Origin of the sequence: Bradyrhizobium sp. 2TAF36 (assembly GCF_052114925.1) — a bacterium.
GTDB classification, from domain to species: Bacteria; Pseudomonadota; Alphaproteobacteria; order Rhizobiales; family Xanthobacteraceae; genus Bradyrhizobium; species Bradyrhizobium barranii.
The window spans coordinates 64380-76442 of the sequence record NZ_JBFRFR010000003.1 but is presented as its reverse complement, the minus strand read 5'-3'; the positions used below and the strand labels follow the sequence as shown (position 1 = coordinate 76442).

The 12063-nt window shown below is 63.0% G+C and carries 12 protein-coding genes; 3 read left to right on the top strand and 9 right to left on the bottom strand.

Annotation, left to right across the window (positions count from 1 at the left end; translation table 11 throughout):
* Positions 1-930, bottom strand: a complete 930-nt coding sequence (locus AB4Z51_RS02310) for a c-type cytochrome (RefSeq protein ID WP_441496966.1) — start codon at positions 928-930, stop codon at positions 1-3.
* Positions 931-1083: 153 nt separating this feature from the next.
* On the opposite strand from AB4Z51_RS02310, the gene AB4Z51_RS02305 reads away from it, so the two are divergent.
* A complete protein-coding gene (locus AB4Z51_RS02305) occupies positions 1084-1500 on the top strand; it encodes a CHRD domain-containing protein (RefSeq protein ID WP_014493929.1) in 417 nt (138 codons plus the stop codon).
* Positions 1501-1589: 89 nt separating this feature from the next.
* On the opposite strand, the gene AB4Z51_RS02300 is transcribed toward AB4Z51_RS02305, so the two are convergent.
* Together AB4Z51_RS02300 and AB4Z51_RS02295 are read right to left on the bottom strand one after the other, a co-directional pair.
* On the bottom strand, positions 1590-2981 hold the full coding sequence (locus AB4Z51_RS02300) for a winged helix-turn-helix domain-containing tetratricopeptide repeat protein (protein ID WP_441496965.1): 1392 nt from the start codon (positions 2979-2981) through the stop codon (positions 1590-1592).
* Positions 2963-3160: a winged helix-turn-helix domain-containing protein gene (locus tag AB4Z51_RS02295; RefSeq protein WP_441496964.1), complete on the bottom strand. Its 198-nt coding sequence runs from the start codon at positions 3158-3160 to the stop codon at positions 2963-2965. The genes AB4Z51_RS02300 and AB4Z51_RS02295 overlap by 19 nt, the downstream gene beginning before the upstream one ends.
* Positions 3161-3331: 171 nt before the next feature.
* On the opposite strand from AB4Z51_RS02295, the gene AB4Z51_RS02290 reads away from it, so the two are divergent.
* Positions 3332-3583: a DUF1127 domain-containing protein gene (locus AB4Z51_RS02290; RefSeq protein ID WP_085405857.1), complete on the top strand. Its 252-nt coding sequence runs from the start codon at positions 3332-3334 to the stop codon at positions 3581-3583.
* Between the two features lie 127 nt (positions 3584-3710).
* On the opposite strand, the gene AB4Z51_RS02285 is transcribed toward AB4Z51_RS02290, so the two are convergent.
* Positions 3711-4994, bottom strand: a complete 1284-nt coding sequence (locus AB4Z51_RS02285; RefSeq protein WP_441496963.1) for a cystathionine gamma-synthase family protein — start codon at positions 4992-4994, stop codon at positions 3711-3713.
* A gap of 369 nt (positions 4995-5363) precedes the next feature.
* On the opposite strand from AB4Z51_RS02285, the gene AB4Z51_RS02280 reads away from it, so the two are divergent.
* Entirely contained in the window at positions 5364-5642 is a 279-nt protein-coding gene (locus AB4Z51_RS02280; protein WP_441496962.1) for a hypothetical protein, read from the top strand.
* 135 nt (positions 5643-5777) lie between these two features.
* On the opposite strand, the gene AB4Z51_RS02275 is transcribed toward AB4Z51_RS02280, so the two are convergent.
* The 5 genes from AB4Z51_RS02275 to AB4Z51_RS02255 form a co-directional block, all read right to left on the bottom strand.
* Complete coding sequence (locus tag AB4Z51_RS02275; protein WP_028153044.1) at positions 5778-6224, bottom strand: c-type cytochrome; 447 nt, start codon at positions 6222-6224, stop codon at positions 5778-5780.
* A gap of 131 nt (positions 6225-6355) precedes the next feature.
* Complete coding sequence (locus AB4Z51_RS02270) at positions 6356-8665, bottom strand: xanthine dehydrogenase family protein molybdopterin-binding subunit (protein ID WP_441496961.1); 2310 nt, start codon at positions 8663-8665, stop codon at positions 6356-6358.
* 283 nt (positions 8666-8948) lie between these two features.
* Positions 8949-9224, bottom strand: coding sequence for a DUF1127 domain-containing protein (locus AB4Z51_RS02265; RefSeq protein ID WP_441496960.1), 276 nt, complete (start codon positions 9222-9224; stop codon positions 8949-8951).
* Positions 9225-9654: 430 nt separating this feature from the next.
* On the bottom strand, positions 9655-10572 hold the full coding sequence (locus tag AB4Z51_RS02260) for an NADP-dependent oxidoreductase (RefSeq protein WP_441496959.1): 918 nt from the start codon (positions 10570-10572) through the stop codon (positions 9655-9657).
* A gap of 444 nt (positions 10573-11016) precedes the next feature.
* On the bottom strand, positions 11017-12003 hold the full coding sequence (locus AB4Z51_RS02255; RefSeq protein WP_259256765.1) for an alpha/beta hydrolase: 987 nt from the start codon (positions 12001-12003) through the stop codon (positions 11017-11019).
* Positions 12004-12063 lie beyond the last annotated feature (60 nt).

Here is a 12063-nt window from a genome sequence, read left to right as displayed (position 1 = left end):
CTAGCTGCCTTCCTTGCGTTTCGGCCGCGGAGGCCCGTCGACCGGCGGCAGCGATTTGATGTACTCCGCCATCGCCGCGAGATCCTCGTCCGGCAATTGCGAGGTGTTCTTGATCACGCGCGTCATCGCGCCGCCGACGCTGTCGCCGTCGGGCAATTCGCCGGTCTTGAGGAAATAGGCAATATCCTTCGCGCTCCACTCGCCGAGACGCTTCTGTGTGATGTTGGGCACCCACCCCTCGCCTTCCGGATTGGGGCCGCCGGCAAAGCGTTCTCCGGAAATGATGCCGCCGAGCGCATTGCGCGGGCTGTGGCATTCGGCGCAATGGCCGAAACTGTTGACGAGATAGGCGCCGCGATTCCATTGCGGCGACTTCGTGCCGTCGGCGACGAAGGGCTTTCCGTCCATAAACAGGAATTTCCAGATGCCGATGTTGCGCCGGATGTCGAACGGAAAGCGCACGTCGTGGTCACGCACCTTGCCTGCGACGGGCGACAGCGTTTTCAGATAGGCGAAGAGGTCGAGCACGTCCTCGCGCCTGGCGTGCTGATAGGACGTGTAGGGAAACGCCGGGAAATAATGCTGTCCGTCCGGCGAGACCCCGTGCATGACCGCGTTGACGAAATCGGCGTCGGTCCATTTGCCGATGCCGTAGGTCGGATCGGAGGAGATGTTCGGCGCATAGAACGTTCCGAACGGCGACTTGATCGCGACGCCGCCGCCGAGCCTGGTGCGATCGGGCTGGTCGGGGACGGCATGGCAGGACGCGCATCCGCCGGCGTTGAACATCACCTCGCCATTGGCGAGATTGGGGACATGGGCAGGCGTGGCAGCGGCACCGGCCGCCACCACCGGCGCGCTGAGCCACCAATAGACGCCCGCAGCAGCGACCGCGGCAAGCAGCGCCACGACAATTGTTCGTTGCAACATGCAGATCCATTCATTGCTTGCCGCGAACTTATGACCGATGTCCACGCGGCTCCAGCCACGAAGAATTTAGCCCGCCCCGGCCGGAAACGGGAATAAACTGAAACGGCCAATGTTGGAAGGTTGGCAGGCCAACGAGGTCTCAGGGAGAATGTTATGAACAAGACCGTCATCGCCATGGTCGCGCTGGGCGCCGCAGCTTTTGCAGCCCCCGCCGGCGCCGAAAAGTTGAAAGCAACGCTCGACGGCAAGTCCGAGGTGCCCGCGACCACCACCAGCGGCACCGGAACCGCCGATCTGGACTATGATGCCGCCAGCAAGAAGCTGTCCTGGAAGGTCACCTATTCCGGTCTGTCCGGCCCGGCAACAGCCGCCCACTTCCACGGGCCGGCCGAGGCCGGCAAGAACGCTGGCGTCGCGGTCGCGATCCCGAACGCGACCTCCAGCCCGGTCGAGGGCTCGGCAACGCTGACCGATGCGCAGGCCGCCGATCTGCTCGCCGGCAAGCTCTACGTCAACATCCACACCGCGGCCAATCCGGGCGGCGAGATCCGCGGCCAGGTGACGAAGTAACCTCAAGGCTGCTTCGTACGCGAAGGCCGGGCGCCGGAGGGAGCGTCCGGCCTTTTCGATTCCGCACGCCGCGAGGTGGCCGCGCACGCTCATTCCGGCATGCCGGCAACCCGGAGCGCTTGCGTCAGCTTTTCGACATCTTCCCGTCGGCGGTATCGCCGTGTGTACGCATCGATACGCTTATTGGGACATAGTTGCATCGCACGGTCGCAAATCCGCCGGGCTTCCCCAATCCGGTCTGACGCCGCATGGCATGCCGCCAGAATGAATTGCGCAGGCGGAAAGATCGGTATCAGCCTGATGGCGGCTGCCGCGCAAGCCAAGGCGTCATCATGACGGTCAGCAAGAAAATGAGCGTAAGCCAAGCCCGTCTGGGCATTGGCGCCCCCATGCGGATGAAGCGGGTTCAAACGCAATGCGGTGTTGAATTGCTCGATTGCGGCGTCACCGCGACCAAGCCAGAGTTGGCTCCAACCGTTCCAATGTCGTGCGATGACGAGGTTTGGGTCCAGCTTGATCGCGCGCACGAGAAGAGCATCGCCTTCCTCGACCTCGCCTGCCACCTGGGAGAGCGCGTGTCCGGCCATCGCAAGCACCGACGGATCGTTCGGGTCAAGCTCGACCGCCCGCCTCGCCAGCCGCGCGGCTTCACTGTGTTCATGGGCTTCATCAGTGATCCAGTCGAAAACATTCCTCAGGACATAGCAACGGGCGCCGAGCGCGTATGCACGCGCGAATTCGGGATCGATCTCGCGGGCAGTTCTTGCGAGCTCGATAGCCTCGATGCTTGCTTCCTCGGTAAATTTGAAGAACGAGGCAAATGCCCGAAGATAATAGTCATAAGCCTGAAGGTTGTCGGTCGGCTTGCGTTGGGCGCGCTCGATTTCGGCGCGCTCCAGTCGCGGGGAGATTGCGCCGATGACACTGCTCGTCAGCCGATCCTGCAGGTCGAAAAGATCTTCGATCTCACTGTCAAACCGGTCCGTCCAGAGATTCAGGCCGGTCGCCGCGTCGATCAACTGACCGGCGATTCGGACTCGATTGCCGGCCTTGCGCACACTGCCTTCGAGCACGTAGCGAACGCCCAGCTCCTGACCGATCTGCTTGACGTCGATCGCCCTGCCCTTGTAGGCCAGAGTCGAATGTCGCGCGATGACGAAAAGAGACTTCGAACGCGACAGTCCCGAAATGATGTCCTCGACCATACCGTCGGCAAAATAGTCCTGCTCCGGATCCGGGCACAGGTTGGCGAATGGAAGGACCGCGATCGAGGGTTTGTCGGGGAGCGAGAGCGCAGGTTTCGGCGTCTCGGCTCCGCCGTCGGCGGCCGCTGCGCCCTCGGCGGCAAGCGCTTCCCGGACCTGACCCACGAAGCGGAAGCCTCTGCGTGGCAGTGTTCTTATCAGCCGCTGCTCTTCGCCAGAATCCCCGATCGCGCATCGCGCACTGTTGAGGCGGGTCGTCAGCGCAGCATCGGACACGCACAGCGCCCCTGCCAAATGGCATCGATGAGTTCATCCTTGCCTACGACGCGCTCCCGGTTGCGGATCAGGTAATCGAGGAGATCGAACACCAGTGGCGTAACTGAGATCCGATCCGCTCCGCGATGCAGCTCTCGCCGACCGGCGTCGAATGCATACTCCTCAAAGAGATAGCGCACGGTGCGAATCCCTTGGGTGAGCCCTCCGGGTCGACCGGGTTGGGCTTTTTTGGCCCGCTGGACGTCGCAAGAATAAGCTGCCGGTAGGAAAAATGTAAGCTGCCGGTCAAGCACGCGCGTCGGTCTTCGGGCACCTTCTCAGGGTGAAAAACACCCTCCGAAGGCACCGCAATGACCCTGATCCAAGGTACAATGTGGCCGGAACGGGCGTCCATATCGTCCCGGCATGTCCGCAGCCTGATCCGGAAGTACTGGGATGTCTTTCAGGCACGTCGCGATCGCCAAAGATTGCGCGGCACGTTGTCCGGCTTGAGTGACCGGGAGTTGATGGACATCGGCACGACGCGCGGCGAGATAGACTACGTTGCCTCCAGCCGCGATATCGACCCGCGAGACATCGTGAGCCATTCGCGCGGGGCGTAAGTCGGGAGCCATTCGACCTGCCGGGAGATACCAGCCTGACCAACGGCTTGGCACCTTGGCTCGCGCGAGCGGCGGCATGGCCGACCTCATTGCGTTGCTTGGGTTCGGCAATGTCGGGGCTACGCCCTCAAGCCGCGTTCAGCGCCTGCGCGAGATCGGCGATCAGGTCCGACGGGTTTTCGATTCCGATCGACAGCCGGATCGTGGAATCGAGCACGCCGATTTTGATGCGGATGTCGGCGGGAACGCCGGAATGGGTCATGGTTGCAGGCAGGCTCGCAAGCGACTCCGTTCCACCAAGACTCACTGCCAGCTTGAGGATTTGCAGCGCGTTGAGAAATCTCACCGCCGCGTCCTTGCCGCCGACGATGTCGAACGAGAAGGTGGAGCCCGCCCCCAGGCATTGCCGCGCGAACACCATTCCGGCCGGCGAAGCCTGTTCGAGATGGCCGAGATAGTGGACCTTGGCCACCTTGGGGTGATCGCGCAAATAATCCGCCACGAGGCGCGCGTTGCTGTCGGCCTTTTCCATGCGCAGGCTCAGCGTCTCGAGCGAGCGGTTGATCATCCAGCAGGAATGCGGATCGAGCTGGGTGCCGATCGCGCCCCGGAGCGCTTTGATGCCTTTCACGATCGCCTTCGCGCCGAGCGCGGCACCCGCGATCAGGTCCGAATGACCGCCGACATATTTCGTAAGCGAGTACAGGGAAATGTCCGCACCATGCTCGATCGGCCGCTGAAACACCGGACCGAGCAGCGTATTGTCGCAGGCGATGATCGGAATGTGTCCCTGGGTCTTTCCGATGGCTTCGGCGACGCGGCGCATCATCGCGACGTCGACCAGCCCGTTGGTCGGGTTGGCCGGAGTCTCGATCAGAATCATCGAGACCCGGCCCTTGCGCATGGCCTCCTCCGCGGCCTGGCTGACCGCCGCTTCATCAACTCCATCGGCGAAGCTGACGGCGCCGATCGACAGACGCGCAAGCGTGTTCGTCAGCAGGGTTTCCGTCCCGCCGTAGAGCGGCTGGGAATGCAGAATGACGTCACCGGGACGGACGAATGCCAGGATCGTGGTTGCGATGGCCGCCATGCCGGATGAGAACAGCGCACAGCTCTCGGTGCGCTCGTAGATCGCGAGCCTGTCCTCGACGATTTCGCTGTTGGGATGGTTGAAGCGCGAATAGACCAGCCCCGCGCCCATCCCTTCCGGCGGCTCGCGCCGGCCGGCGACGAAATCGAAGAAGTCCTGCCCGTCGTCGGCCGTCTTGAACACGAAGGTGGAGGTCAGGAACACCGGCGGCTTGATGGCGCCTTCCGACAATTGCGGATCATAGCCATAGGTCAGCATCAGCGTTTCAGGATGCAGCATATGGTTGCCGATGTGCGTCTTCGACGGGAACGGTTTGACCATGGCCTGCCTCGCTGTTTTGATTCAGTTCTCGCCGCGTATTGGAACTCTGCGATCGAAGCGCAGGACTCGGATACGCCTGCATCCAACAGCCCTCGTCAACGTCGCAGCGGCTGCGGTTGAAGATAAGCTCATACGTGGCGCCCCGACAGCGATCAGCCAGGCCTCGCCAACAAATTTTGCCTTTGGTGTGGTTCGACGAATCGATGCCTCGGCAACCGAGGCACCTCAACGCAATGGTCCGAGCCTCCCCCGCCGCGGCCCTACCTTTGACGGGCCGCCCGCAAACATCCCCGATTCCGTCCATCCATTTTCGTGTTGCCGCCACAAACAGCACTCACGAAGGCGTGACCCGCGTATGGGGAGAAGAAAGTGCGCGCAAGAAGACCATGGAAAGTCGTGGGGGCCAAACATCACCACTCCAATGTCGAGCAACTTCAGCTCGATCTGGCGGCGATCAACCGGTGCATACACGTGCTGGAAAAGGCTGACGTCGATCCTCAGGACATTGAGGTACTGACCGTTCACGCGCTGACGCTCGCCGAAAAGATCGATGAGGTGCGCTGGTTGAACCCAGCCAAGGCTTTGGGGTGGTTACTCAAAAAAGAGACTCGCAAGCCTGCCGCTCGAAAAGCTTCGGGAGCCGGCTGAGCAATTGCACTCGCCTTCGATCCGCCCAGATGCGCGTCCGACCTAAAACGCGTACGAGTCAACCGAGGCGCCCGCACACAACGCAAAAAGGGCGGATGCCGTGCGCATCCGCCCTCACTTTTTGCCGGCTCCGCGTCAGCTGTTCTTCACACGAAAGGTCTCGTGGCAGCCGCCGCATTCCTTGCCGACCGCGGGAAAAGTCGCCTTGAGCGAATCCAGGTCCTTGATCTTGCCCTTGGCCTCGCCGACGACCTTGGCGAAGCTTGCGATCTTGGCGTCGAAGCCGGCCTTGTCCTCCCAGATCTTCGGCGAGGCGCTGTAGTCGCCCTCGGGCTTCTGGCCCTTTGCGCTCGCCGGGAACAGGTTCGGCAGCTTCTTGGCAGTATCCGCGAACTGCGCCAGCGCGCTGTCTACCGTGGCCTGGTCGTAAGGCTTCTCGCCCTTGACGATCGCCGCGACCGCGCCGGCGTTCTTGCCGTTGCCCTTCATGAGGGTCTGGACCTCCTTGACGGAGTCCTGCTGGGCCCAAACCGCGCCCATGCCGAGCAGCAGCGCGCCGCCAACAACCAACACTCGCTTCATTCGCAAAATCCCTTTCCCTGAGACAGGATCGTGCTGACCCCACATTGGGCCAACACCGTTTGGCAGAGTTCATTCCATCCAACGCGCGGCGATAGATCGTCGCACTTTGGATTATTTGGTCGAGTTCGAGATTAAAGGCTGTGGCGGCGGTGGTGCTCGTTGATGGCGATCCACACCCGCTCCGGGGTGGCCGGCATGTCGATGTGGTCGATCTTGTATTCGCGCCAGAGCCCGTCGACGATGGCGTTGACGACGGCCGGACAGGAGCCGATCGCTCCGGCCTCGCCCGCGCCCTTCACGCCCAGCGGATTGGTCGTGCAGGGAACGTTGCTGGTCTCGAACACGAAGTCCGGACCATCAGCCGCGCGCGGCAGCGCATAGTCCATGAAGGTCGCGGTGATGAGCTGCCCATCAGTGGCGCCGTAGACCACCTGCTCCATCAGCGCCTGGCCGATGCCCTGCATGGCGCCGCCATGCACCTGGCCCGCCAAAAGCAGCGGATTGAGCGTCTTGCCGAAATCGTCGACGATCACGTAGTTGACGATCTTGATGATGCCGGTGGCCGGATCGATCTCGACTTCCGCCAGATGCGTGCCGTTCGGATAGGTGCCGTCGGCGCTGGCAAAGGTCGCGCTGCCGTTAAGCTTCGATGGATCGGCGCTCCCGCGCTTGGCGAGATCGGCGAACGACATCGAACGGTCGGTGCCGGCAATCCGCACCACGCCTTCGGAGAGCTCGAGGTCGCCGGCACTGGCTTCCAGCGCCTGCGCCGCGATCTCCTTCAGCTTTTGCCCGAGCTCACGCGTGGCGCGCTCGACGCTGACGCCGCCTGACGGGATCGAGGCCGAGCCACCGGTGCCGAGCCCCGTGGCGATCTCGTCGGTGTCGCCCTGGCGCACGTGCACGCGCTCCGGCGGCAGGCCGAACTGCTCGGCGACGATCTGCGCATAAGCCGTCTGGTGGCCCTGCCCGCTCGACTGTGTGCCGATCAGGACGGTGACGTCGCCGCTGGGATCGAGCCGCACATTGGCGGTCTCCTCGCCCATCACGCCGCAGATCTCGACATAGCTCGCAAGGCCAATGCCGCGGATCAGGCCATTCTTCTTGGCCGCCTTGGCGCGCTTGGGAAACTCCTTCCACTCGCCGATCTCCATCGCGCGCTTGAGATGCGCGGCGAAGTCGCCGGAATCGTAGACCTTGCCCGTTGCGGTCTTGTACGGCAGCGCCTTCGGCTGAATGAAATTCTTGCGGCGGATGGCGTCGGGCGTCATGTCGAGTTTTCGCGCGCACGCGTCCACCAGACGCTCGATCACATAGGCCGCCTCGGGACGGCCCGCGCCGCGATAGGCATCGACCGGCACGCTGTTGGTGAAGATGGTGCGCACCCGGCAGTGGAAGGCCTGGATGTCATAGAGGCCCGGCAGCATGCCGGCGCCGCCATGCGGAATGTAGGGGCCGAAGGTCGACAGATACGCGCCCATGTCGCCCATCAGGTCGCAATCCATCGCGAGGAATTTGCCGTCCTCGGCCAGCGCCATCTTAGCGGTGGTGACATTGTCGCGGCCCTGCGCGTCGCCCATGAAATGCTCGGTGCGGTCGGCCGCCCATTTCACCGCCTTCTTGAGCTGCCGCGCGGCAACCGCCATCAAGGCGTATTCTCGGTACGGAAACAGCTTGGTGCCGAACCCGCCGCCGACGTCGGGGCAGATCACCCGCATCTTTTCGCTGGGGATGTTGAGCACGTTCTGGCAGAGGATGTCGCGCAGGCGATGGCTGCCCTGGCTGCCGACCGTCAGCGTCAGATGATCGCGCTTGGCGTCGTATTCGCAAACGGCCGCGCGCGCCTCCATGAAGCTCGCGACCACGCGCGGATTGACGATGGAGATCTCGGCCACCGCATGCGCTTTGGCAAAGGCAGCCTCGGTCGCGGCCTTGTCGCCGATCGAGACGTCGAACAGCACGTTGCCGGCCTTGTCCGGCCAGACCTGCGGCGCGCCCTTCTTGACGGCGTTGACGACGCCGGTCACCGCCGGCAGCGGGCTCCATTTGACCTCGATCGCCTCGATCGCGTCGCGCGCCTGGTCGATGGTCTCGGCGACCACGAAGGCGATGGAATCGCCGACATGGCGCACCTCGTCCTTGGCGAGGATCGGGTAAGGCGGGCCGGTGAAGGGATCGGTCTCAAGATTGAACAGGCAGGGCAGATTGCCGAGGTCTTTGACGTCATCGGCGGTGAGGATCAGCGCAACGCCCGGCAGCGTACGGGCCCGGCTCGCATCGATGGTGTACTTGGCATGCGCGTGCGGCGAGCGCAGCATCAGGCAGCGAAGCGCGGCCTGCGGCGCATAATCGTCGGTATAGCGCCCCTTGCCGCGGATGAGCGCGTCATCCTCCTTGCGCAGCACGCTTTGGCCAACGCCGAACTTGATGGGAGCCGCCATTTTCTTATCCCGTCCTCATGGTTGTTTTGCGGGCATATTGCCGTGGAAAAAGTGGCAAGGCAAACGGCTTTAGGCGTGCACAGGCCGCGGAGACTCGCCCGGCGCCTCGCCTGTCAGAGCGGGATGCGACGAAAACGCCGCAGCCCGGTCATTTCCCTGTGAGGAACGGTCCGGTTGATGGCACGATAGTTGCCGAACTCGTCCCGCGGTGCACTCCTAAGAAGTAGTCGTGCTGACTGCCGCTTGTTCGCAAAGCGTATCTCCGCTTCCGACGGTCGATCACCTATATCACGCCCCGCCTCCATAGATCCGTGGCGCGATCTCTCAGCGTATCGATAGCGCGTTCAGGCGTGATGTAGTCGATCTCGGCACGCGTCAAGCCGATATCCATCAGCTCCCTGTCACTCAGGTCCTGCAGTGCGACCTGCGGGCGCGGCCGCCGCTCCTGAAACGCATACCAATATCGCCTGAGCAGGCTCAAGACGATGGAGAGGTCGAGGCGAAGCCTCGCGGCATCGCGCTCAATCTCGGATGAGATGTTCGTCTGTTGAGGTGGCATCGGATGCTCCTGCTGTTGTGCCGGCAGGGAGCGTGGCCAAACAAAAGGCCCCGTCCGATGCCGGCGGGGCCTGGTGGAAAAGATGTCGTCGTCGAATTCCTAGCGCGCGACTCCTTCCACGGCCCAGCCGAAGCGGGTCATGTGGTTGCGGTTGAAGTGGCGCGACGATTTGATCATGCGGCGCCAATACCACGGCAATCGTGCAAAATCAAGGGATGCGCGGAGGTCACTTGCACCTTGAGGGCGAGTCCCTCGCTCCGACGAATTCGCTCATTCGACGCGACGGTTCATGCCCCCTACGCGAGGGGCATTCCGAAGCGGACGTTTGCGCGCCGCTCCGAGAGGGCGGCTGGTGACCGCGGGGACATTCTCAACAGCCGGCCGACCTGGACGAGCCGGCCGGCTGCGCGCATCAACGGACGTGCGTCGCTCAGGGACGAACGCGGATAACCGTATTCCCCTTGCGTCGCTCGGTCGAATTTAAGGCGGCGACGGCATCGTCGAGGGTCGAGACGTTGCCGATGTTAGTCCGCAGTCGTCCGTCCCGCACCCRCTGGACGATCTCACTCAGTTGGGCACGATCAGCCTCGACGACGAAGTCGATCGCCAGCCCGTTGGAAGGCTGCGCCTCCGCCGGCCCGACGATGGACACCAGTGTTCCCCCGGCTCGAATGAGTCCTGTGGACCGCTTCTGGATCTCACCACCGATGACATCGAACACCAGATCGACTTCGCCGATGTCCTCCAGTGCGTCGTTGTCGAGGTCGACGAACTCCTTCGCGCCGAGGTCGAGCACTGTCTGACGATCGGCGGCACGTCCGGAGCCGATGACATAAGCTCCGGCCGCTCGTGCGAGTTGCGTCACCATGGACCCGACTGCGCCTGCCGCCCCGTGTGCCAGCACGCTCTGCCCCGCCTGAAGGCGACCGTGCTGGAACAGCCCTTGCCACGCGGTGAGGCCCGAGATCGGCAGGCTCGCGCCCACGGTAAAGTCGACGTCGCCCGGCAGCGGCGCAAGGTTGCGCGCCTCGATTGCCACGTACTCGGCCAGCGTGCCGTCGCGATACCAGTCCGCGAGGCCGAACACCCGTTGTCCCACCGACAGCCCCGTCGTTCCATATCCAAGGGCAGAGACCACTCCGGCCAGCTCGTGCCCAGGGATCGATGGCGTTCGGTCGCGATCAAGGCGATCGGCCCAGCTCGAGGGCCACGCAAGCTCAGTCGGGATGAATCTCGACGCATGAACCTGGACGACGACATCGTTTATCGCTGCCTGCGGCTCGGGCCGGTGCACCAGCTTCATACCGGCCGTTCCCGMGGCTTGCTCCGTTACAACGATCGCCTTCATGAGATTTTCTCCTGGTCATTGTCTCTTCGGTGGAAATGTGAGGGAGCGCGCACGCGCCGGCTTTCCACAAAATGCCAGGCAGTGTGGAACTCCTGTCTCTGTGTCGGCGATTGAGTTGTCTGCACCGATCGGAACTCCCGCCAAGCCCGATGGATCGGGCTCGCTCCGATCCACGGTCGTAGCGAGTAGATGCGTTGCGCCTGGCTATAAAAAAGTACCAAGATTGACGATTCTGGCTGTACCAACCGATGCCATGATGTCGGCCTTGAGACTGTGAGCCGACTAGAATCGCAAAACTGGGCTTGGCAAGTCGCTGCAGACGCCACCCGACTGGACTTATTCAGTCACCGGGGCATTGCGCGAGAACGTCGCAATCATAAGTTCGGGATCAATCAAAACGTAGCAAGCGGCGACGGTGTCGCCGCCTGCTCTTCAAAGGCTAGATCAAGGCGCGAGATGTGCCTTGATCTCCGCCGACATCTGCCGAATCGCGGCCTTGGGCTCGGGGTCGCTCTGGATGCCGTTCAGCAGGACGAAGTCGTGGATCATCCCGTTGTAGCGGGTCGCGATCACGGACACTCCGGCCTCCTTGAGCTTGCGCGCGTAAGCCTCGCCTTCGTCGCGCAGCGGATCGTTCTCTGCGGTGATGACAAGAGCCGGGGGAAGCCCCTTCAATTGCTGCAGGCTGGCGCGCAGCGGCGAGACGTAGGGGTTGTTGCGCGTCGCTGCGTCCGGCGCGTACAGATCCCAGCCGTATTTCATGAAGGCGCGGGCGAGAAATCGTCCCGTGCCATATTCGTGGTAGGATGCGGTGTCGACGCTGGCGTCGGTCGCCGGGATCATCATGACCTGATAGCTGATCTTGGGTCCGCTGCGGTCTTTGGCCATCAGCGACAATGCCGCGGTCATGTTGCCGCCAACCGAATTGCCGGCCACTGCGATCCGGCTACCGTCCGCGCCGAACTCTTCGGCGTGGCTCGCCACCCATTTCAGCACCGCATAGGACTGGTCGAGCTGCGTGGGGAAGCGCGCCTTCGGCAGGGACGTGTACTCAACGAAAACACCGATCTGGCCGGAGCCGACCACCAGGTCGCGCAACAGACGCTGATGGTTCTGGAAATTGCCGACGATCCAGACACCGCCGTGAATGAACAGCAGTACGCCGGGCTTTCCGGTCACGTGCTCGGGCTTCATGATGTAGATTTTCACGGACTGACCATCCTGGGTGATGGTCTGCTCGGTCGTGTTCACCCCCGACATGTCGACTGGCGTCTTGTTCTGAAGCTCCGTCAGGATGTCCTGCGGCTTGGGCTGGGGCAGCTCCCAGAACGGGCTCGGATCCTTGTTGATCTCGCGCAGGAAGGCGCGAACCTGGGGATCGATCCGGGGGTCGGTCCCGGCGTCTGGGGCCGCATCGGCGGCTTGGGTCATGAGGATTGCTCCGAGGCTGAGGATTGCGAGTGAGGAGAACAGTTTCATGGTCAACTTTTG

Bases quoted from the DNA above. Each gene is read 5' to 3' on its own strand.
- AB4Z51_RS02285 (WP_441496963.1), bottom strand. From the start codon at position 4,994: ATGGTCAAACCGTTCCCGTCGAAGACGCACATCGGCAACCATATGCTG.
- AB4Z51_RS02255 (WP_259256765.1), bottom strand. From the start codon at position 12,003: ATGACCCAAGCCGCCGATGCGGCCCCAGACGCCGGGACCGACCCCCGG.
- AB4Z51_RS02275 (WP_028153044.1), bottom strand. From the start codon at position 6,224: ATGAAGCGAGTGTTGGTTGTTGGCGGCGCGCTGCTGCTCGGCATGGGC.
- AB4Z51_RS02265 (WP_441496960.1), bottom strand. From the start codon at position 9,224: ATGCCACCTCAACAGACGAACATCTCATCCGAGATTGAGCGCGATGCC.
- AB4Z51_RS02305 (WP_014493929.1), top strand. From the start codon at position 1,084: ATGAACAAGACCGTCATCGCCATGGTCGCGCTGGGCGCCGCAGCTTTT.
- AB4Z51_RS02310 (WP_441496966.1), bottom strand. From the start codon at position 930: ATGTTGCAACGAACAATTGTCGTGGCGCTGCTTGCCGCGGTCGCTGCT.
- AB4Z51_RS02270 (WP_441496961.1), bottom strand. From the start codon at position 8,665: ATGGCGGCTCCCATCAAGTTCGGCGTTGGCCAAAGCGTGCTGCGCAAG.
- AB4Z51_RS02290 (WP_085405857.1), top strand. From the start codon at position 3,332: ATGACCCTGATCCAAGGTACAATGTGGCCGGAACGGGCGTCCATATCG.